Genomic DNA, 20,942 nt, shown 5'->3' on the forward strand with positions numbered 1-20,942 from the left:
CCTACTTCGGACATGGTTAGGCAGAGAATTCTAAGGGTTGCGCCTACCTCAAAGTCATCCATGAGTTAATGCCTTTTGATATAACGTAAAAGAATAGACTCCTTTCCTCGAAAGCCCTTGACCTTAAAGTTGACTTAAAGGTTATCGTGCGTAGTGCATCATCCGACACTTACCATAGATAAGGATAGTGAGATGACCCTACAGCTAGGGGAGATAGCTCCCGATTTCACGATCGAATCCACCGAAGGCACGCTTGGCTTTCATCAGTGGCTGGGCAAGGACTGGGCCGTACTGTTCTCGCACCCCGCCGATTATACGCCAGTCTGTACCACGGAACTTGGCGCGTTTGCCAGGCGAAAGGACGAGTTCGCCGCGCGTGGCGTCAAGCTGGTGGGGGTATCGGTCGACCCCCTCGCTTCTCACCACGACTGGGCGAAGGATATCGAGCAGACCCAGGGCGCGGCCCTGAACTATCCCCTACTGGCGGACGAAGACCAGGTGGTGGCGACGCTGTATGGAATGATCCACCCGAAAGCCGACCCCAAGGTGACGGTGCGTACCGTCTTCATTATCGATTCCGACAAGAAAATTCGCCTGACCTTGACCTATCCGCCCAGCACCGGGCGCAACGTCGACGAAATCCTGCGGGTCATCGACTCGCTTCAGCTAACCGACAAGCACAAGGTTGCAACGCCCGTCGACTGGCAAACCGGTGACGATGTCATCATCTTGCCATCGCTCACGGATGACGACGCCAGACAACACTTCCCCGACGGCTGGGATGCCAAGACACCCTATCTGCGGGTCGTGCGCCAACCGGACTAGTCGAAGTCACGACTCGTGACTCAGGCTGCCCGGCCCAGTCGGGCGGCTAGAAGCTCCGATTCACAGTGCGAGAGGTGAAGCCATGCAAACCCTCAGTATCGGTGAGCTTGCCGAACGTAGTGGGATCGCCAGTCAGGCGATCCGATATTACGAGAAAGAGAAGCTCATGCCCGCCCCCCCACGGACGGAAGCCAACTATCGGCGTTATCCCCTGGATGCCGTGGCCCGGTTGCAATTCATCGTCCATGCCAAGCAGTGGGGCTTTACGCTCGACGAGATCCGTGAGCTGTTGATCCTCCAGGATGCCAACGGCGACCGGGCACAGGCCAAGCGCATCGCCGGCGAGAAGCTGCACAAGATTCGCGAGCAGATCAAGCATCTCTCGCAAATCGAGGCTGTGCTGTCCAAAACGCTTGAAGAATGTACAGGCGAAGGACCGATGCAGGAAGGCTGCCCCATCGTCGACGCCATCGCCGATAGGGACGAATGAGCGGCCTCGTCGCTTCTGGCAGTGTAACGCAGGAGTCCCGAAGCGCGCACGCTGGGCTGATGAAGAACCAAGTTGGGGGAGACCGCAATGGCGGAAAACGTCGATATCGAGATTCGGGGCATGTCCTGTGCGTCCTGCGTCGGACGGGTTGAGCGGGCCCTCGGCCAGCAGCCGGGCGTGATTAACGCTCAGGTGAACCTGGCCACACAGAAGGCGGCGATCCAGATAGAGGGAGGCTCCACGACGGCCAGCCTGCTCGACGCTATCGTAACGGCGGGCTATCAGCCGGTGGTGGAGAGCCTCGAGATTCCCGTCGCCGGCATGAGCTGCGGATCCTGCGTCTCGCGGATAGAACGAGCGCTCGGCAAGCTGCCCGGCATGGTGGAGGTGAGTGTCAATCTCACCACCCAGAAGGCCTTCGTCCGTTTCCTGCCGGGGACCGTATCGCTGGCACGCATTCAGCATGCCATCCGCGAGGCGGGCTATGAACCGCAGGAAACCGAGTCGCAGCAGCAGGCGGACGACGAGGATCGCGAGGGACGACAGCTTCTCCACCGGGTCATTCTCGCGGCAGTGCTCACCATCCCGGTGGTCATCATCGCCATGGGAAAAGTGATTCCCGACTTTGATGCGCTCTTGGCGAGTCTGATGCCGCATCGCGGCTGGATGGGCGTCGAGTGGCTGCTGACCACGCCCGTGCAGTTCTATGCCGGGGCGCGCTTCTATCGCGGTGGTTATGCCGAACTTCGACATCTCAACCCGGGCATGAACAGTCTGGTCATGATCGGCTCGAGCGCCGCCTACTTCTATTCGGTCGTCGCTCTGCTGGTACCCGGCTTTTTCCCGGCTGATACCGCCGTGAGCTACTTCGAGGCGGCGGCGGTGATCGTGACGCTGATCCTGTTGGGACGCTACTTCGAGCACATCGCCAAAGGCCGTACCTCCGAGGCGATCAAGAAGCTCCTGCAGTTGCAGGCGAAAACCGCCCGCGTCATCCGCGATGGCGAAGCGGTCGAGGTGCCGATCGAGGCCGTCGTGCCCGGCGATCGCATCCTGGCCCGCCCGGGCGAGCGTATCCCGGTGGATGGCATCGTTGAAGAAGGCCATTCCTTCGTCGACGAGTCGATGATCAGTGGCGAACCGGTACCGGTTGCCAAGCAGCAGGATGCCGAAGTCGTCGGCGGCACCATCAACAAGAACGGCGCGCTTACCTTCCGCGCCACTCGGGTCGGTGCCGACACCGTGCTGTCACAGATCGTCAAGATGGTGGAAGCGGCACAGGCCGAGAAACCCCCGATCCAGCAGTTGGCCGACAAGATCGCCGGTGTCTTCGTGCCCGTGGTCATCGCCATCGCCCTGATCACCTTCGGGGTGTGGTTCGCCGTCGGGCCGGCCCCGGCGCTGTCCTTCGCCTTCGTCACCACGGTGAGTGTGCTGCTGATCGCCTGCCCCTGCGCGATGGGCCTGGCCACCCCGACTGCGATCATGGTCAGTAGCGGCAAGGGGGCCGAGATGGGGGTGCTGTTTCGCAAGGGCGCGGCGCTCGAGACGCTGGCCAAGATGGATACCGTCGTGCTGGACAAGACCGGCACCCTGACTCAGGGTCGCCCCGAGCTGACCGACTTCGAAGTGATCGAGGGGCACGAGAATGAGGTGCTGCGACTGGTCGCGGCAGTGGAAGCCCAGAGCGAGCACCCCATCGCCGATGCCATCGTGCGCGGCGCCCAGGCGCGTGGACTCGAGCTGCCGGCCGTCAGCCATTTCAGCGCCGAGCCGGGCTACGGCATCGAAGCCGACGTCGCCGGTCACCGGCTTTACGTAGGGGCCGATCGCTACATGAACCGGCTCGGGATTGGGCTCGGCAAGGCGGAAGAGCGCGCCAAGGCGCTTGCCGAGGATGCCAAGAGCCCCCTCTATGCCGCGGTGGACGGCCGACTCGCCGCGGTCATCGCGGTGGCCGATCCGCTCAAGGAGGGCTCGGCCGAAGCCATTTCAGCACTCAAGGCGCTGGGGCTGGAAGTGGCGATGCTCACCGGCGACAACCGCGCCACCGCCGACGCCATCGCCCGACAGGTCGGCATTCAGCGCGTACTCGCCGAGGTGCTGCCTGACCAGAAGGCAGACGAGATCAAGCGACTACAGGCCGAGGGCGGTAAGGTCGCCTTCGTGGGCGACGGCATCAACGATGCACCGGCGTTGGCACAAGCCGACGTGGGCATCGCCATCGGCACCGGGACGGATATCGCCATCGAGGCCGGCGACGTAGTGCTGATGCGTGGCGACCTGAGGGGAATCGTCAATGCCGTGGCGCTCTCCAAGCGTACCCACCGGACCATCATCGGGAATTTCGTCTGGGCCTATGGCTACAACGTGGCGCTGATCCCCGTGGCGGCGGGCGTGCTCTATCCGTTCATCGGCGTATTGCTCAGCCCCATGCTGGCGGCAGCCGCCATGAGCGTCTCCAGCGTCTTCGTGTTGACCAACTCGTTGCGGCTACGCCGCTTCACGCCGGATATCGATGACGCTTCGCCGGTGACGGGCGGTGAACCCCAGGCGGTTCGGGCCCGCCAAGTCTGAGTAGCAAAATTTAATAGGAGACCAAGATGATGGGAAGCGAAGCATGCACGTGGGGGATGGCAGGGATGGGGCTCATTTCCATCCTGCTGATTATCGCGCTGGTGTTTGGCGTCGCCGCGCTCGCCAAGTATCTGTTCTTCGGAAAGAAGCGTGATAGCTGACAGCCCATCGCTACAAGCAGGCACGATTCCGGGGTTGATCAGAGAGCGACAAAGAGACCGTTCATGAAGAAAATCATCTATTCCACTTATTGCCTTGTTATTGCAGGGCTGTTCGGTCTCATTACGCTCCCCGCTCTGGCGAAGGAAACGGGGGACGATTCGCTTGAAGGCCACCAGGCCATTAGTACAGCCGCTACTGGAGCCCCCCTACCCGCATCGATTACGGCATTATTGGATCAAGGACTCAAATTCCATGGAACCTTTAATGCCCCTGGAGATATACAAGGTTATGCCTTGTCCTATGATAATGAGCCCGTGGCGGCTTATATTCCCTCCACTTCCGACCACGCCATCATCGGTACCTTAATTGATCCTCAGGGCAACGCTGTAATGGAACACCAACTTCAAGCTCTGGTGCTGGAACCGATGCTGGAAGCTACCTGGAGCGCGTTCGAGGACACTCGCTTCATTCCGGAAGGTCCTGATAGTGCGTCACATATCGTGTATACGCTGACCGACCCCAATTGTCCCTACTGCAATGCGCTGTGGAAGAGCTCACGGTCTCTAATCGATCAAGGTGAGCTTCAGCTTCGTCATGTGCTGGTCGGCGCTCTGTCAGAGGATAGTCTCCGCAAGGCGGCCGCGATCCTTGAGTCGAATGCCCCAACCAAAGCCCTCGAAACCCATGAATTGAACTTCCGCAATGGCGGCATCAGTCCGGTAGTGCCGTCGGAGGAGAGTCGAGCGCTTCTTAGGCGGCATGCCCAGCTCATGCGCGAGGCCGGCGCCACGGGAACGCCGACCAGCTATTACCGCGATGATGAAGGTAATGTGCAGCGCATCAATGGTGCGGTGTCGACCGACCGGCTTCGCAACATATTAGGTGTCGAATGACGCGCCATAACGGCACAGGAGTGACATGAGATGTCACCTCACACAACTGAGATGAGTATGGCAAGTACGCTCGGTGTAAAACACAGGCTCATGTTGGGAGCTTCTGTGCTGATTGGCTTGGTGATCCTCTATTGGATCCTAATGGAGACCGGTGCCTTATCGACGCTCACCAATAAGCAGGCCCTGCGTGAGTGGGTTGGCCAGTTGGGGGTCTGGGGGCCATTGACCATTATCGCCATGATGATAGCGGCCATAGTCATGAGCCCGATACCCAGTGGGCCGATAGCCATGGTGGCCGGTGCGATCTACGGCCCTCTATGGGGGACGGCGTATGTGGTCATCGGTGCTGAGGCCGGCGCGTTGCTCGCCTTCGGCATCGCTCGCCTGCTCGGCTATGAGGTGATCCATCGCTGGTCGCGTACTAGTCCCATCCTCAACTGGCTGGGCAAAGAACGCTCTCAGACGGGGTTGATGCTCGTCGTATTCGCATCGCGATTAGTGCCATTCATTTCGTTTGATGCCGTCAGCTACGCGGCGGGCCTTACACCACTGGCCTTCTGGCGATTCTTGATTGCCACGCTGGCTGGCGTACTTCCGACGGCGTTCCTGATCGTCATGTTCGGCGAAGTCCTGATTACCGCCGACTCCCGCGTTCTCACGGTCGCGTTGATACTGCTCAGCGGTATCACGCTCCTGCCGCTCTTGGCGAAACTCGTTTGGGCCCTGCATCGAAAGCGACGGACTAGCTCCAATTGACGGCTGCCGATGCCGATTGCCTCGTCCCAAGAAATCAAGCGACTCAAGCCGGAATCACCATGCTCGTCAAAATCATTCCTGAACTCGGTCTCTTCGCGCTGATCATGGCGCTGGGCCTGGCGTTTATACAGGCGTTGGTTCCGTTAGCGGGTGTCACGCTCCGCCGCCCACTCTGGATGGCCTTCGCCGAGCCCATGGCAGGGGGGCAGTTCGCCTTCTTGCTGGTGGCCTATGCCAGCCTGACCGCGAGCTTCCTGCTCGACGATTTCAGCGTGTCCTATGTGGCCAACAACTCCAACTCGATGCTGCCGTGGTATTACAAGCTCACGGCGGTGTGGGGGGGGCACGAAGGCTCGGTGCTGCTATGGAGCCTGATCCTCAGCGGCTGGGGCTTCGCCGTCAGCCTGTTCTCGCGGAACCTGCCGCGTGACATGCTGGCCCATGTCCTGGGGGTCATGGGCATGGTAAGCACCGGATTCTTGCTGTTCATCCTGATCACGTCGAGCCCTTTTGAACGTCTGCTGCCGGGAGTGCCTCAGGACGGCGCCGATCTCAACCCGCTGCTACAGGACGTCGGGCTGATCTTCCATCCCCCCATGCTCTATATGGGCTATGTGGGCTTCTCGGTAGCTTTCGCCTTTGCCATCGCTGCCTTGCTGGGAGGGCGGCTCGATGCCGCCTGGACACGCTGGGTGCGGCCCTGGACCAATATTGCCTGGGCCTTCCTCACCACGGGCATCGCGCTGGGTAGTTGGTGGGCCTACAACGAGCTGGGGTGGGGCGGCTGGTGGTTTTGGGACCCCGTGGAGAACGCTTCGTTCCTGCCTTGGCTGACCGGGACGGCGCTCATCCATTCGCTGGCAGTCACGGAAAAGCGTGGCACCTTCAAGAGCTGGACCGCCCTGCTGGCGATCTTTACCTTTTCGCTGTCGCTGCTGGGCACCTTCCTGGTGCGCTCCGGGGTGCTGACGTCGGTGCATGCCTTCGCCAATGACCCGTCACGGGGCATTTTCATTCTGGCACTGCTGGGGTTCACGGTGGGCGCTTCCTTGCTGATCTTTGCCCTGCGTGCGCCGCGGATGAGCGGCAATGTGGGCTTCGGCTGGTTGTCTCGTGATGCGCTGTTGCTGATCAACAATATCCTCTTGGTCGTCATGACCGTGACCGTTTTGCTGGGCACGGTCTATCCGCTGATTCTCGATGCCCTGGGGCTGGGCAAGATCAGCGTCGGCCCACCGTACTTCAATACGCTATTCGTGCCGCTGACCGTGCTGCTGTGTGCCTTCATGGGGCTAGGCCCCGTGGCGCGCTGGAAGCAGATGGCGGGGCGCGAGTTGATGCGCCGACTACTTCGGTCCGGCATCGCCGCGCTGATCATGGCGGCGGCGGTGCCGTTCCTCTACGGCGGAGAATGGAACGCCGCCGTGGCGCTGGGACTGGTCATGGCCCTGTGGGTCGTGCTGGCGTTGATCCGTGACCTGTTCGACAAGACCCGCCATGCCTCCTCCCCCCTGGCCGGCTTGCGCAAGCTGTCGCTGGCGCATTGGGGCATGGTAGTCGGCCATCTGGGCATGGCCATCACCATCGTGGGCGTGGCCATGGTGTCGAACTATGCCATCGAGCGTAACGTACGTCTTGCCGTGGGGGAGCGTGTCGAGATAGGCGGTTACAGCTTCACCATGACCGACCTGAGCGAGCGCCGCGGTCCCAATTTCCTGGCCGATACGGCAGCCCTTGAGGTGGCACGTGATGGCCAGCATGTCACCACCCTACGGCCCGAGAAGCGATTGTATATTGCCCGCGGTCAGCCCATGACCGACGTCGCCCTTCGCCCTGGGCTGCTGCAGGACATTTACGTGGCGCTGGGCGAAGACTTGGGTGACGGTGCCTGGGCCATGCGAATCCAGATCAAGCCGTTCGTACGCTGGCTCTGGCTGGGGGCGTTGTTGATGGCCACTGGCGGTCTGCTGGCGGTGGCGGACCGTCGCTATCGGCGTCAGCGCTCAGTGGCAGCTGACTCCACTCTCCTCCGTGAGGTCCATACATGAAACGGCGACTGTTACTGCTTTTCCCCTTGCTGGTTTTCCTGGGACTGGGTTTCTTTCTCTACCGAGGCTTGGCCATGGATCCCAGTGCCCGCAATTCGGCACTGCTAGCCCAGCAGTTTCCTGCCTTTTCCCTCTCGACACTGAAGGATCCCGGTGCCCGGGTCGATGAGTCGCTGTTGCACGGGCAGGTCACGCTGGTCAATGTCTGGGCCGAGTGGTGTCCGACCTGCAAGGAGGAAATGCCCCAGCTGCTGACACTCGCTGAGCGCGGCGTGCGCTTGGTCGGCATCAACTACAAGGACACCCGCGTCAAGGGGCGGGAGTTTCTCGACGAGTTCGGCGACCCCTTCGAAGTCAATATCTTCGATCCGGATGGCGATCTGGGGTTCGAGCTCGGCGTCTACGGTGTGCCGGAGACCTTCCTCGTCGATGCCGAGGGCATCATTCGCTATAAGCACACGGGCTATATCACTCCCGAGGATGTCGAACGTGTCGTGCAGGAGGTGGGCAAATGGCGTTGATGACCCGGGCCGGCCTGCTGTTGCTCTTGTTGATAACGTCGGTCCCTGTGCTGGCGGATTCGGCTATCGAGGTGCGTGACTTCGAGAGGCCAGTAATGGCCGAGCGCTATCGTGATCTTACTGCCTCATTGCGCTGCCCCAAATGCGATGCCCAGGCCATCGACAGCTCGGATTCCCCGGTGGCTGCCGACATGCGCGAACGCGTTGCAGATTTGTTACGCGAAGGGCGATCCGATAAAGAAATCCTCGATTACATGGTCGCACGCTTCGGCGAATTCGTGCTTTATAACCCGCGACTCGACGAGCGTACCTGGCTGCTATGGGGATTGCCGTTCGTGCTGGTGATGATCGGGGGGTTTATCGTGGCGGTCTTCGTCAGCAAACGAAAGCATGCCCAGGTTCGAGCGCTCAGCGCCGAGGAGCGCGAGTACCTCAATGCCCTGTTTAACCGCGAGGGGAGCGAATGAATCTGCTCTGGTTGGGCATCGCCCTGTTACTGTTGCCTGCCCTGTGGCTCGTGATCCTGCCGCTGAGACGGACCCGCCCGCTGCACGATGCTCAGCAGGCCTTCGAAACCAAGCAGCGCACCGATGCCCAGAACGTGGCGGTCTATCGTCAGCGCCTGGCCTCGCTGGAAACGGCCCATGCACGCGGCGAGCTCGACACCGCGCGAGTCGAGGAGGGTCGGCTGGAGCTCGAACGCAGCCTGCTCGAGGATACCCAGGTACGCCGACGCACACCGCTCAAATCCCCCCAGGCCGGACGGTTGTTGGTGCCGCTGGTGATGGTGGCGTTGGTGGTGGCCAGTCTGCTCTGGTATCAACGGGAAGGCGCCGAGGGCGATCTGGCACTGTATGCCGTGCATCAGGAGGTGCGCAACTCGCCTGACGGCTCGCTGGCGATGCTGATCGAGCGGCTCGAGGAGCAGGCCAAGCGACAGCCGGACAATCCCAAGGTGTGGATGTCGCTGTTTCCTCTGTACCGGGACAGCAATCGGGGACGTGATGCCATCGCCGCGCTTGAGCGCCTGATTGAGCTGGAGGGTCGACAGCCTTCCCTGCTGGCGCAATTGGCACAGATCCAATTCTTCGTCGCCAATCGCTCGATGACCGAGGAGGTCCAGGCACTGGTCGACGAGACCCTAGACAAGGATCCGCGTCAGCCGACGGTGCTCGGCATGCTGGGCATCCATGCCTTCGATCGCGCCCGCTATGAAGAGGCTATCGATTACTGGCGACGCGCGATCGCCGGCTTCGACGACCCCGGCTCGGCGGAAGCGCTGCGGGAGGGCATTGCCGTGGCACAACAGCGCCTGGACGCCTCGTCCGACCAGGTCGATGCCCATCAAGCCGCGCAGGACGGCGCGTCGCTCGCGGTCAGGGTCGGCCTCGCCGAATCGCTCCGCGAGCGGGCCGCGCCGGGCGACACGGTGTTCGTCATCGCCCGCGACGTGGCTGGTGAATTGCCGCCACTGGCGGTGGAGCGGGTCACGGTTAGCGACCTGCCACTCAAAGTGACCTTGGGCGACAACGATGCCATGACACCCCGAGCGCGACTCTCCCAAGTCAATGAGGTGCGCCTGACGGTGCGCGTCTCCGCATCGGGCGAAGTCACCCCGCAGCCAGGCGACCTGATCGGCGAGGCGGGACCGGTGACACTCGGCGAGCCGGACCCCCGGTCGAAGTCACCATCGGCCGCGTCGTCGAGTAATGCAGACCTATCGCAACCTAATCCGGCAACATCCATTGTCTGCCAAAACATAAGGAAGACTCATGCTGCAGTATCCGCAGATTGATCCCGTGGCCATTTCCCTTGGTCCCGTGCAGATTCACTGGTATGGCCTGATGTATGTGGTCGGGCTGGCCGCCGCCTGGTGGCTAGGGCGTCGTCGAGCCCATCGCCTGGGTTTGAGTCACGATGATATCGGCGATCTGATTTTTTACGCTGCCGTGGGGATCATCTTGGGTGGCCGCCTGGGCTATGCGCTGTTCTATGGGCTCGACCAGTTGCTGGCCAACCCCTTGTGGCTCTTCAGGGTCTGGGACGGGGGCATGAGCTTCCATGGCGGCCTTGCCGGTGTGCTCATCGCCGCCCTGCTGTTTGCCCGCAAGCATCGCCTGGCTTTTTTCCAGCTGACCGATTTCATCGCCCCGCTGGTGCCGATCGGCCTGGGCGCCGGGCGCCTCGGCAACTTCATCAATCACGAGTTGCCGGGACGTATCAGTGACGTTCCCTGGGCCATGGTCTTCCCCCCCATGATGGGGCTGGGGCCGGAGCCGCGGCACCCTTCAGCGCTTTATGAGTTCGCCCTGGAAGGCGTGGTGCTGTTTGCCGTGCTATGGTGGCTGTCGCGCCGACCGCGCCAGCGGGGCCTCATCTCCGGGCTGTTCCTGGTGCTGTATGGCGCCTTCCGCTTCACCGTGGAGTTCGTGCGCCTGCCCGATCCTCACCTTGGGTTCGTCGCCTTCGGCTGGCTGACCATGGGGCAGCTGTTGACCCTGCCGATGCTCATCGCGGGGCTGGCTCTGGTTGTCTGGTCAATGCGTCAGCCAGTGGATAGGGCGAAAACGGCGACGGCCTCATGAACACGGCCTTCACCTTTCTGCTGGTGCTGCTGTTCGTCGCCACACCGGTAGCGGCCCGTGGAGAGTTTCCCGCGGGCAGTGGCAAGAGCTCCCCCTTCGGTACCTCGGCTCAACGGGAATTCCTGGCGACTAAAGAAGCCTTCCGGGCCAGCGCCTGGCGAGACGATAGGCGGCTCTACGTCGGTTTCGTCATTGCCGAGGACTATTACCTCCACCGCCATCGGTTTGCACTGGAAAGTCGCTCTCCGGGCGTCAGTTTCGGTGAGCTGGCAATTCCCCCCGGCGAACCCATGGTGCACGCGTCTCTGGGGGAAATCGAGGTGTTCTATGACCAGGTGGTATTCAGTGCGCCCATCGAGGCGAGCGACACCGCTGCCGAGCCGCTGGCCATCACGGTGACCTTTCAGGGGTGTTCCGACCTGGGACTCTGCTATCCGCCCGAGCTGGTCGAGCTCGACGCGCTGTACGGTTCCCCCTCCGGCAGCCTTCGATTCTCCTCCTCGTGATACTGGGAATAGCGAAGAAGGAGCGCCTTGATTGGATCCCACCGACCTCAGCCTGCCGCCGCTGGCGGCGGCCTTCGTCTTCGGCCTGCTCGGAGGGGCGCACTGCATCGGCATGTGTGGCGGGATCATGAGTGCCCTGACCTTTGCCGTGCCCTCCAGCATGCGGCAGCCGGGACGCCTGGCCGGCCTGCTGCTCGGCTACAACCTGGGCCGCATCAGCAGTTACATGATCGCCGGCGCTCTGGTGGCGCTACTCGGCTCCGTGCTCAATCATGCCCTGGACGGCATCGCCCTGGTGCTGCGTATCCTGGCGGCGGTCATGCTGATTCTGATGGCGCTGTATATCGCCAACTGGTGGAAGGGGTTGCTACGTATCGAAGCCCTGGGTCGCTCCCTGTGGTGGCGTATCGAACCGCTAGGTCGAGGCTTGATGCCCGTCGTGAAGGTACCCCAGGCCTTCGCGCTGGGCTCGATCTGGGGCTGGATGCCCTGCGGGCTGATCTATTCAATGCTGGCCTGGAGTCTGGCCGTAGCCGAGCCGCTACGCGCCGCGGCGATGATGGGGGCCTTCGGGCTTGGCACCCTCCCCGTCGTCCTGGCGACCGGTATGGCTGCCCGGCGCATCTCGCTATGGATTCGCCATCCAGCGACCCGCACGCTGGCGGCGTTGCTGATCATCGCGTTTGCCGTCTGGCAACTCTGGCATCTGCACTCCATGACCGGCATGGACGATATGGCCAGCATGGCGCCGTCGCATCACTAATGGCAACCGCACGGGCCATCCGTCACGATAGCCGGTTGTGCCGATCCCAGCGATTCGATCAGTTGCTTCAGGCTAGGGGCCTCGGAACCATCATCATGGTCGATGCTTTCCAACCATCGCGCTATCGCCTGGAGTTCATGGATCCGCGAGCGAATGTAGCGCCCTTGTTCAGCCAGGGGAGCGTACGTATCGCTAACCGGAGGCATGTCGTGCTCCGCCCAGGTCAATATCTGCTTGATGTCTGGGAGACCGACTCCCAAAGAGCGAAGGCAATTAATGAGACGCAGGCGACCCAGTGCCTTCTCGTCATAGAGTTGATAGCCGTTGCGCGAGTCCCGTTGCGGTCGTAACAACCCCTCACGGGTGTAGTGGCGTACCGTTTCCGCAGTGACCCCACCAGCCCGAGCCAGTTCAGTGACTCGCATTGTCTTTTCCTCACCTGCCCGTTTTCAGACAGCCTACAACCGTGAGGCCGCCCAAAGGTCAAGGTATGGCTGTAGCGTTCAACTGGTGGCCTGCTGCATAAAGCGGGAACGCAAAAAATAAAGTCTTGACCTTGAAGTTGGCTTTAAGGATATCTTTCCAGCAAGCAGCGCTGCTGCCAGGTAGAAATCCAAGCCAGGCCTTCTATCAGCCTTGCTGGTGGAAAGGTGATTCCCAGAAAGATTGAGGAGAAGTGTCATGCGGAAACGTCACACAGCAATCTTGACTGCCGCCATCATCGTCGCCAGCAGCTTCGGAGCCGGCTCGCTTCTTGCGCAGGAAGAGAATCAGCAGACGCCAATGGAGGGCGACATGATGCAGGAGGGCAGCATGCACGACATGATGGGAATGATGCGTGAAATGAATACCATGCTGAAAAACTGCAATGCCATGATGGAAAATATGCAACAAGGCCATGAAACCGACAGCAACACCTGAAGTGGCACTGGCCGGGGCTGCTCCGCATAGGAGCAGCCTTCGTTAGAACTGGGTAACGCGAAGGGAGGACGGTACGTGAAAAAGAACTGTATACACCACTACTCGTCTTGGCATTGATGCCCAGTTCTCCTGTCTTTTCCCATTCCCTCGAAGATACCGAGGAAGAGCTGCAAGAGTGGGAACGTTACGCCCAATTCATCGACCAGCCATCGCCGGAATTTTCGTTGAATAATACAGACAGCAATGGCGTGTCGTCTTCCGACTTGGAACAAAGCGTCGTGGTGCTCAATATCATCCACTCGCGCTATCAAGAAGCCTGCCCGGTGCATATGAACCTGATTGCCGAGGTGCAAGAGCGAGTCAACGATACCGGCCTACGAGATGATGTTGAATTTATCACCATCGCTACCGACAGTGAGGACTTTGCCGGCACGCACAACAACATGCGGGCCTACGGTGAAAATTTCGATCTGGACCCCGCCAACTGGCGGTTTCTTTATCGAAGCGAAAATGAGTTTGTCGACACCACACGCCAGGTCGCGGAAGCCTACGGTCTGAAATTCGACGATGTGGCCGAGGGCGTCCAGGCGCATGGCGTTGTGACTCATGTCATCGACCAATCAGGACGGATACGGGCCCGCTTTCATGGGCTCAAATTCGATCCGGAGCACCTAGTTTACTATGTAAAGGTGTTGGCAGAAGGACCAGAGACATTATCCACCGGTGTGTGGGATCGCATTCGCCATACTGTCGTCAACACCTTCGATTAATGCCGCGAGAGTATAGCCGGCCTAGCTGCCGAACGTTCTCGTGAACTCTATGGAGCCTTAGCGTATGAAACACTGGAAAGCGCTGACCATCGCTTCTCTATTGACCTTCCCCCTGACAGGGTTGGCAGCCGAGACGTCGGCAACCCTCTACAAGAACCCCAACTGTGGCTGTTGCGCCGAATATGCCAAGTATCTCGAACGAAACGGGTTCGAAGTGGAGACAATCGATACTCACGATCTCGCGAAGATGAAAGCCGAACACGATGTTTCCGAGAAACTGCAGGGTTGCCATACCACGCTCATCGACAACTATGTCTTCGAGGGCCACGTACCCGTGGAAAGCGTCACCCAGGTACTCGAAGAGAAACCTTTCATCAAAGGCCTGAGCGTACCCGGAATGCCACTTGGCTCACCGGGGATGTCGGGCGAGAAACAGGGCCCACTGGAGGTTTACACCCTGGCCTTTCAGCCGACCGATACCCCTGAAGTTTACGCCACCCACTGAAGGTGAGCCTTGGTCATGAGACAACTGATCGGGACCAGTTGGGTAGCGGTGGCATTGTGGGGAATGATCACCTCTTTGGCCGTCGCCGAACCACCCAAACGTGTGGGGCCGAATGGGTTTCTTCTCTGGGAAAGCCCACGCGAGGTGTCGGAAATTAGCTTCGAGGCTGGCGACGGTACCCCGCTGACGCTGACCACTTTCGGAGGAAAGCTGATCCTGCTCAACATCTGGGCGACATGGTGTGGCCCTTGCCGCGAGGAAATGCCCACCCTGGATGCCCTCCAGGCTGAATTGGGTGGTACGGATTTCGAGGTCGTCGCACTCTCGATCGATCGCAAAGGCATCGAGGTCGTCAACGAATTCTATCAGGAGGTGGGGATCGAGCATCTCGCTCCCTACGTCGATCCAACCGGCATGGCCAGCGCGAACCTCAGTGCCGTGGGTATTCCCACGACGCTTCTGCTCGACCGCCAGGGCAGGGAGATCGGACGCCTGGTCGGGGAGGCCGAGTGGGATACCCCTGAAATGATCGACTTTCTTGCCGAAACCATAGAAACCACCCAGGAGGACGCGCCATGAGTTGCTGTGACGACAAGCCCCAAAAGGGCCAAGAGAAAGCCGGACTGAAAGGCCTGGTAACAGGCCCACGCCGCTGGATGCTGCTGGGCGCTGTGGCGGTGGCTGGTGGTCTTGCCATGGGCTGGGATCAACTGGTCCTGCTGGGCATCGCCCCTATCCTGGTGACCCTGTTGCCTTGCCTAGTCATGTGTGGAGCAATGTGTATGCTGAAATGCAAGGACAAGAAAGGCAAGGCTACCGAGCCGGGCGAAGCCCCTGACGTCCAAGCCAACGTGGAAGCCTCTACCGCGGTAACCACGGAGACGGCATCTGCCAATCGCCAAGCAGCGGATCACCAGGTGCCATCCGAGCGCCCCGACTCCAAGCTCCAAGCCTAGCCACGGAATTAAGGGGGGATGTGGGAAGTTGCCAATATCGGCCTGGCCACGGCCTTTCTGGCGGGCCTGACCTCGTTCGCTTCGCCCTGTGTCTTGCCGCTCGTGCCTAGCTATCTCTCCTTCGTCGCCGGGCGCTCGCTGGGGCAGATACGGGAAGCGGATCGACGGGAGCGACTCCGGGTGTTAACCCAGTCGATCTGGTTCGTGCTCGGGTTCACCACGATATTCCTGATGCTGGGCGCCAGTGCCACGGCCATCGGGCGTCTGCTGCTGATCTATCGCCAGGAGGCGAACCTGGTCGGCAGTCTCATCGTCATCCTGTTCGGTGCCTTCATGACCGGGCTCATTCCGCTGCACTGGTTACAGCGGGAATGGCGGTTGATCGGCCGCCTCAAGGAAGCGGGCGGGGGGCCTGGTGCGGCCTACCTCCTAGGTGTGGCGTTCGCCTTCGGCTGGACCCCCTGCATCGGCCCGATCCTGGGCGCCATTCTGACCGTCAGCGCCTCGACGGCCAATGCCTCGAGCGGAATGGCGTTGCTCGGCATCTATTCGCTGGGCCTGGGGGTGCCCTTTCTGTTGACGGCGGTGTCGCTCGATCGCTTCCTGCACCACCAGCCATTCCTGCGCCGCTGGGGCCGAGTCATGCATCTGGCGGCCGGGCTGATCATGATCCTGATGGGCATCTTGATGATCACCGGCAAACTGACCGAGCTGTCCTATTGGTTATTGCGCACCTTTCCGGCGCTAGGCAGCATCGGCTAGCCATTATTCGAGGAAATATTGCAATGAACAAAATCACGGGTCGCTTCTGGCGTGCCCTGTCACTGACGAGCTGGGTCATGGCCAGTCTGAGCTTCGTCAGTATGGCCGGGGCCGCCGAGGAGGCATTGCCGTCGCTGAGTTATGACCAAACAGGCGAACGGCTGCTCAAAGTACAGGCCAACCAGCTTTTCGAAAGCACGGATGGCGGGGCGGCCTGGACGATGATTCCCTTGCCCGACGAAGTAGCGGAGGGACGGTTGGTAACGGTATCGGAACCGGCAACAGCCGAACAGGCCCTCTATATCGCCGGCCCCTCGATCGGGGTGCAGCGCAGCACCGATCATGGAGAAACCTGGCAGGAACTCAACGATGGCTTGCCTAACCAGGACGTTACCGCCTTGGACGTGCACCGCCATCAGCCCGAGACACTCTATGTGGTGATTGCCGACGACGGCCTCTACCAGAGTGAGGATGCCGGCACGACCTGGAAGAAGATGGATAGCGGTCCTGCCCAACCCGTTCGCCGGCTCATCCACTCCGATATGGAGGGGAGCATGCAGACTGGCTGGCTCTATGCGGTGTCCGACGATGCGGTTCGCCTGTCGATGGATTGCTTCTGCGGCTGGCGACCGACCGGGGAGCTCGATGCCGGCAGAGTCTATGATCTGGCCTACAAGCTCGACGATCCCGAACACGTCTATGTGGCCACGGAGCAAGGCCTGTGGCGCAGCGACAATGGCGGCCAGGAGTGGCAGCAAGTAAAGGGTGATGGCCCGACGTTCGTCACGCTTACGCTTGCGCCGCAGGGAACGCTCTATGCCCTGGATCGCGAGGGGGAGCTCATGCGCAGCGAAGATCAGGGCCAAACCTGGACACCCCCCGATGCGTAAGCTCTGGATCCTCGTCACAACGTGGCTGCTGATGAGTGCCGCCGGGCAGGCCATGGCGGGGGGTGGCCCCTCTTCGCGCGATACCTCTCGGCTGGAAGAGGGAGAAAGGATCTACCAGCAGTACTGTGCCAGCTGCCACGGCAGCGAGGGCGAGGGCCAGCCGAACTGGGAGCACCAGAATGCCCAGGGCGAATTGCCCGCTCCCCCTCACGGGCCGGAGGGGCATACCTGGAAACACTCCGATGCGATGCTCTACCGGATCATCGCCGAGGGATGGCGCGACCCCTGGAACAAGACCGAGCGACTGACGATGCCGGCCTTCGAGAATGTCCTGACCCCCGCCGAGATCCGCTCCGTGGTGAACTATCTCAAGACGTTATGGACGCCGGAGCAACGACGTCATCAGGCGGAAGAAAGCGAGGGAGCCCCATTTCCGTCGCAGAGTGAGTAGCTGTGGGGCTAGGGAAGCGCTGCGTAAACACCTCCGCAGCTGACGGAGAGTCAACCGCAGGGTAAAACCTGGCTTTCTTGCCACTGTCTGACCAAAGCCAACCGATGAAGCAGATTTCTGTCGCTCAGGCTCAGCAACAGAACAAGAAGAAGGTTCCCCGCAGCGAACGGTGTCTGGGAAGCCTTGAACAGGACATCATGCACGCCCCCAAGGTCAGTAGCGGCATTTTCACCACTACGCTGCTGACATTACTCTCAATACCAGCCCAGAGGTGGTGGACATTTCATCGCACGCACGAAGCCCCCTGCGAGAGCGTCACCTTGAGCTGATTGTGGTAGGTTTGCATTTGCTCTCAGCTAGGACTGTCTCTCTCCTACCAGATGGGGAGTAAGATGGGTAGGAACAAATAAAAAACTATGCACAAAATAAAACTAACCAACTGTTTTATAAATAAAAAATACATCAAATTACATCTTCAGATTCAGAATATTGAGTGAGGGCCTCTGTATCCGCCAAGGCCAGCCGAGCATTCAGCACAGAAGACGCCTTGACCCTGGTTAGCGCATCCACTTGACTGTGAATCAAGTGAATTGGGAGTTCCCGGTCGGCGCTACAGCCTCGGTGGTTTCACTGGGACTTTTCGCTTTTTGTATCCACCGTTTTTCCAAGTCGATCAGTGTGGGTAGGGGCGACTTGGCTCAACCGTGTTCCAGCGGTTTTTGGAGAACCGGATGGTCATGGTTCGATGATCCGACAGGGTGATGATGCCAAGACACCAGGCACGATGACGCAGCGACCTTTACAAGCCATCCGGCTCAACGGCAGATCACCCCAGATGCTCGATCAACTCGCCGATCAATTCGCGGTGCTCGCCGTGCCAGTGGTAGGCCACATAGGCCTTTAGCTCGATGACGGGCGCGTCCTTGACCACGAACAGCCGCTGCCGGTCACACCAAGGGGCGACGATGTCCTGGGGCAGGTAGGCGGCGCCGCCACACTCGAGCAGCAGCCCGAGGGCGATGCGGCCGCTGTTGACCCTGCCTCGCGCCAGTTGGCGCTGCGGAAAGCTGCTCTCGTGGATGCTGGCAAACGCCGTGCCCCACTCGACTCGGATGTAGCCTTCGCCCACCGCCTGCTCGGCGCTTCTATCCGGCTGGTTTGAGACCATCACCAGCGGGATGGTCGCCACCTCCTCGACCCCTACGCCACTGATGCGCGGGGTGTCGTAGAGGAAGCCGACGTCGACCATGTTGCGCTCCAGCTTCTCGACCACCCGCAGCGGGGTGCTTTCTTCGGCACGAACGCCCAGGGTCGGGTAGGCGCGATAGATGGTGGCGAGCCAGTCCTGCAGGAAGATATCCCAGAGGCTGGCGACCCCCGCCACCACCAGACGCCGCTGGTGCCGCTCGCTCAGGGCGGTGTCCTCGTAGGCTCTTTCCCAGGCGTCGAGCAGAAAGCGGGCGTGACGCTCCATGCGCTCCCCGGCCGGGGTCAAACCGATGTGGTGATGGCCGCGGCTGAACAGCGACAACCCCAGCTGCGCCTCGAGTTGACGAATGCGTGCGCTGACCGTCGAGGGCGAGACACAGAGGCTCTCTGCGGCCTTGCCGAAATTGCGCAGCCGGCTGACCTCGAGAAAGGTCTTCAGCAGTTGGGTATCCACGGCTCACCTATGCGGTTTTTTTGTTCATGAAGCGCAAAAAATTTTGTTTTTCAGGATACCCGCATTTCTCTAGGCTTGCCCGACCCCCTACTTCTGCCCACCTGAGGTTCCGCCATGGCGTCTTCCCCCAAGCGTTATCTGCCCTTCCTGCGCTGGGGACGCGGCCTCGACCGCCGCACCCTGTCGGCGGACATGATGGCGGGCCTGACCGGCGCCATCCTGGTACTGCCACAGGGCGTGGCCTATGCCTTCATCGCGGGGCTGCCACCGGAGGTCGGGCTCTACACGGCGATCGTCGCGGCCACGGTGGCCGCGCTGTTCGGCAGTTCCTGGCACATGATCTCAGGCCCCACCGCGGCGCTCTCCATCGTGCTGGCCAGCGTGATCGGCGGCCTCGGCACGCTGACACCCGACCAATACCTGGGAGCGGCGCTGACCATCACGCTCCTGGTCGGTCTGATCCAGCTGGCCATGGGGCTCTTGCGCCTCGGAAATCTGGTGAGTTTCATCTCTCACACGGTGGTCATCGGCTTCACCTCTGGTGCGGCCATCCTGATCGCCACCAGTCAGATGGAGCACCTGCTTGGCGTGTCCATCGACGCTCAGGGATTCCTGGCCGAGCTGTCAGCGCTGTTCCGGGCGCTGCCGGATATCAACCTCTACGCATTGGCCATCGGGCTGATCTCGCTGATCACCTCGCTGGTAGCACGACGCCTCCATCGTCGTAGTCCTCACCTGCTGCTGGGTCTGGCCGCCGGCAGCCTGGCCTGCTGGTTGATCGATGGCGCCGCCCACGGTGTGGCGCTGGTCGGCGCCCTGCCCGGGACCCTGCCACCCGTTACGCTGCCCGAACTGACGCCGGATAGCCTGCGCGTGCTGACCTCCGGCGCCTTCGCCATCGCCCTGCTGGGGCTGATCGAAGCGGTATCCATCGCCCGCGCCATTGCCCTGCGCTCGCGTCAGGTGATCGACGGCAATCAGGAATTCATCGGCCAGGGCCTGTCCAATATCGTGGGGGGCTTCTTCTCTTGCTACGCCAGTTCGGGCTCCTTCACCCGCTCCGGTGCCAACTATGACGCAGGCGCCCGCACCCCGCTGGCCTCGGTGTTCGCCGCCCTGCTGCTGTCGCTGATCCTGATCTTCGCCCCGGGGATCACCGCTTATCTGCCGCTACCCGCCATGGCTGGAGGCATCCTGTTGATCGCCTGGAACCTGATCGACATCCCGCACATCGTCCATCTGGTACGCGTCAGTCGCCACGAGGCGATGGTGCTGGTCACCACCGTCTCCGCCACCCTGCTCGTCGCACTGGAGTTCGCCATCTATATCGGCGTGCTGCTGTCACTGGTGCTCTATCTAAAGCGCACCTCGCGCCCTACCGTCATGGAAGTGGCGCCGCGCCAGGATCATCCCCGGCGGCTCATTCGCAACGTCAGACGCTACCAGCTCGAGCAGTGTCCACAGCTCAAGATACTGCGCATCGACGGCTCGCTGTTCTTCGGCGCCACCGACCACGTACAGCGGCATCTTCGCGCCTTCACCGCCGAGCCGGGCTCCCGTGCGCTGATCATCGGCAAGGGCATCAATTTCATCGACACGGCGGGCGTGGAGATGCTGCTGCAGGAGGTCCGTCGCCTGACGGACCAGGGGGGCGAGCTGATGATCAGCTCGCTCAAGGGTACGGTGATGGATGAGCTGTGCCGTCGCGGGGATCTGAAGCGAATCGGCGAAGCGCGCTTCTTCGAGACCACCGAGGCGGCCATCACCTCCATTACCCCGGCGCTGGATCCAGACGTCTGCCAGGGCTGCGCCAAGCGTGTCTTCGGCGAGTGCGCGTCGAAGCCCTCGCCTGAACTCGGTGTCCTGGCAAGCCAGATCTGATCAGCGGCGCCCGGAAT

General features: G+C 61.1%; 23 protein-coding genes and 1 pseudogene. 22 read left to right on the forward strand and 2 right to left on the reverse strand.

Translation table 11 applies throughout. The annotated features are described in order from the left end of the window. Positions 1–192 precede the first annotated feature (192 nt). The 13 genes and pseudogenes from NFH98_RS20100 to NFH98_RS20160 all read left to right on the forward strand — a co-directional run bounded on the left by NFH98_RS20100 (position 193) and on the right by NFH98_RS20160 (position 12,126). Positions 193–825, forward strand: coding sequence for a peroxiredoxin (locus tag NFH98_RS20100; RefSeq protein ID WP_045991690.1), 633 nt, complete (start codon positions 193–195; stop codon positions 823–825). A gap of 82 nt (positions 826–907) precedes the next feature. Continuing rightward, the gene (locus tag NFH98_RS20105) at positions 908–1,315 is read left to right on the forward strand and encodes a heavy metal-responsive transcriptional regulator (RefSeq protein ID WP_045991689.1); all 408 of its coding nucleotides are present in this window, start codon (positions 908–910) and stop codon (positions 1,313–1,315) included. A gap of 87 nt (positions 1,316–1,402) precedes the next feature. Further along, positions 1,403–3,892: a heavy metal translocating P-type ATPase gene (locus tag NFH98_RS20110; protein ID WP_349587721.1), complete on the forward strand. Its 2,490-nt coding sequence runs from the start codon at positions 1,403–1,405 to the stop codon at positions 3,890–3,892. A gap of 26 nt (positions 3,893–3,918) precedes the next feature. Next, positions 3,919–4,053 (forward strand): hypothetical protein, encoded by a 135-nt coding sequence (locus tag NFH98_RS20115; RefSeq protein ID WP_275886765.1) that lies wholly within the window; start codon positions 3,919–3,921, stop codon positions 4,051–4,053. Positions 4,054–4,116: 63 nt separating this feature from the next. Beyond that, the gene (gene dsbG, locus NFH98_RS20120; RefSeq protein ID WP_348827301.1) at positions 4,117–4,947 is read left to right on the forward strand and encodes a thiol:disulfide interchange protein DsbG; all 831 of its coding nucleotides are present in this window, start codon (positions 4,117–4,119) and stop codon (positions 4,945–4,947) included. A gap of 30 nt (positions 4,948–4,977) precedes the next feature. Continuing rightward, on the forward strand, positions 4,978–5,703 hold the full coding sequence (locus NFH98_RS20125) for a TVP38/TMEM64 family protein (RefSeq protein WP_349623072.1): 726 nt from the start codon (positions 4,978–4,980) through the stop codon (positions 5,701–5,703). A 59-nt stretch (positions 5,704–5,762) separates the two neighbouring features. Continuing rightward, positions 5,763–7,751 carry a heme lyase CcmF/NrfE family subunit gene (locus NFH98_RS20130; RefSeq protein WP_348827303.1) on the forward strand — a complete coding sequence of 663 codons (1,989 nt, stop codon included), beginning with the start codon at positions 5,763–5,765 and terminating at the stop codon, positions 7,749–7,751. Then, positions 7,748–8,272, forward strand: a complete 525-nt coding sequence (locus NFH98_RS20135; RefSeq protein WP_031217685.1) for a DsbE family thiol:disulfide interchange protein — start codon at positions 7,748–7,750, stop codon at positions 8,270–8,272. The genes NFH98_RS20130 and NFH98_RS20135 overlap by 4 nt, the downstream gene beginning before the upstream one ends. Beyond that, positions 8,263–8,739 (forward strand): cytochrome c-type biogenesis protein, encoded by a 477-nt coding sequence (locus tag NFH98_RS20140; protein ID WP_348827304.1) that lies wholly within the window; start codon positions 8,263–8,265, stop codon positions 8,737–8,739. The genes NFH98_RS20135 and NFH98_RS20140 overlap by 10 nt, the downstream gene beginning before the upstream one ends. After that, positions 8,736–9,982, forward strand: a pseudogene (gene ccmI / locus NFH98_RS20145) (c-type cytochrome biogenesis protein CcmI). Before NFH98_RS20140 ends, ccmI begins: the two are co-directional and overlap by 4 nt. A 62-nt stretch (positions 9,983–10,044) precedes the next feature. Next, the gene (gene lgt / locus NFH98_RS20150) at positions 10,045–10,857 is read left to right on the forward strand and encodes a prolipoprotein diacylglyceryl transferase (protein WP_124804555.1); all 813 of its coding nucleotides are present in this window, start codon (positions 10,045–10,047) and stop codon (positions 10,855–10,857) included. Further along, a complete protein-coding gene (locus tag NFH98_RS20155; RefSeq protein ID WP_240184315.1) occupies positions 10,854–11,363 on the forward strand; it encodes a protein-disulfide reductase DsbD N-terminal domain-containing protein in 510 nt (169 codons plus the stop codon). The genes lgt and NFH98_RS20155 overlap by 4 nt, the downstream gene beginning before the upstream one ends. Before the next feature lie 31 nt (positions 11,364–11,394). Beyond that, positions 11,395–12,126: a sulfite exporter TauE/SafE family protein gene (locus NFH98_RS20160; protein WP_108450074.1), complete on the forward strand. Its 732-nt coding sequence runs from the start codon at positions 11,395–11,397 to the stop codon at positions 12,124–12,126. On the opposite strand, the gene NFH98_RS20165 is transcribed toward NFH98_RS20160, so the two are convergent. Then, positions 12,123–12,551, reverse strand: coding sequence for a MerR family transcriptional regulator (locus NFH98_RS20165; protein ID WP_083970235.1), 429 nt, complete (start codon positions 12,549–12,551; stop codon positions 12,123–12,125). The two genes, NFH98_RS20160 and NFH98_RS20165, sit on opposite strands and share 4 nt — an antisense overlap. Before the next feature lie 256 nt (positions 12,552–12,807). Here NFH98_RS20165 and NFH98_RS20170 point away from each other — a divergent pair, with 256 nt between their 5' ends. The 8 genes from NFH98_RS20170 (at position 12,808) to NFH98_RS20205 (ending at position 17,381) form a co-directional block, all read left to right on the forward strand. Then, positions 12,808–13,047 (forward strand): hypothetical protein, encoded by a 240-nt coding sequence (locus tag NFH98_RS20170; RefSeq protein ID WP_349623074.1) that lies wholly within the window; start codon positions 12,808–12,810, stop codon positions 13,045–13,047. A 116-nt stretch (positions 13,048–13,163) separates the two neighbouring features. Continuing rightward, complete coding sequence (locus NFH98_RS20175; protein WP_124804653.1) at positions 13,164–13,817, forward strand: SCO family protein; 654 nt, start codon at positions 13,164–13,166, stop codon at positions 13,815–13,817. A gap of 64 nt (positions 13,818–13,881) precedes the next feature. Further along, complete coding sequence (locus tag NFH98_RS20180; protein WP_035414165.1) at positions 13,882–14,322, forward strand: DUF411 domain-containing protein; 441 nt, start codon at positions 13,882–13,884, stop codon at positions 14,320–14,322. Between the two features lie 15 nt (positions 14,323–14,337). Then, complete coding sequence (locus NFH98_RS20185; protein WP_071211088.1) at positions 14,338–14,901, forward strand: TlpA family protein disulfide reductase; 564 nt, start codon at positions 14,338–14,340, stop codon at positions 14,899–14,901. Beyond that, complete coding sequence (locus tag NFH98_RS20190) at positions 14,898–15,278, forward strand: hypothetical protein (RefSeq protein ID WP_185696437.1); 381 nt, start codon at positions 14,898–14,900, stop codon at positions 15,276–15,278. Before NFH98_RS20185 ends, NFH98_RS20190 begins: the two co-directional genes overlap by 4 nt. An 18-nt stretch (positions 15,279–15,296) precedes the next feature. After that, positions 15,297–16,040, forward strand: a complete 744-nt coding sequence (locus NFH98_RS20195; RefSeq protein ID WP_349623076.1) for a cytochrome c biogenesis CcdA family protein — start codon at positions 15,297–15,299, stop codon at positions 16,038–16,040. Between the two features lie 23 nt (positions 16,041–16,063). Then, positions 16,064–16,930 (forward strand): WD40/YVTN/BNR-like repeat-containing protein, encoded by an 867-nt coding sequence (locus NFH98_RS20200; protein WP_035470136.1) that lies wholly within the window; start codon positions 16,064–16,066, stop codon positions 16,928–16,930. Between the two features lie 31 nt (positions 16,931–16,961). After that, positions 16,962–17,381, forward strand: a complete 420-nt coding sequence (locus NFH98_RS20205; protein WP_231498565.1) for a c-type cytochrome — start codon at positions 16,962–16,964, stop codon at positions 17,379–17,381. A gap of 826 nt (positions 17,382–18,207) precedes the next feature. Here NFH98_RS20205 and NFH98_RS20210 read toward each other — a convergent pair. Further along, positions 18,208–19,044 (reverse strand): LysR family transcriptional regulator, encoded by an 837-nt coding sequence (locus NFH98_RS20210; RefSeq protein WP_349623077.1) that lies wholly within the window; start codon positions 19,042–19,044, stop codon positions 18,208–18,210. A gap of 114 nt (positions 19,045–19,158) precedes the next feature. On the opposite strand from NFH98_RS20210, the gene NFH98_RS20215 reads away from it, so the two are divergent. After that, positions 19,159–20,925, forward strand: a complete 1,767-nt coding sequence (locus tag NFH98_RS20215) for a SulP family inorganic anion transporter (protein WP_349623078.1) — start codon at positions 19,159–19,161, stop codon at positions 20,923–20,925. The last annotated feature ends 17 nt before the right edge of the window (positions 20,926–20,942 follow it).

It is taken from the genome of Halomonas sp. H33-56, assembly GCF_040147035.1.
Taxonomy (GTDB): Bacteria; Pseudomonadota; Gammaproteobacteria; order Pseudomonadales; family Halomonadaceae; genus Halomonas; species Halomonas litopenaei.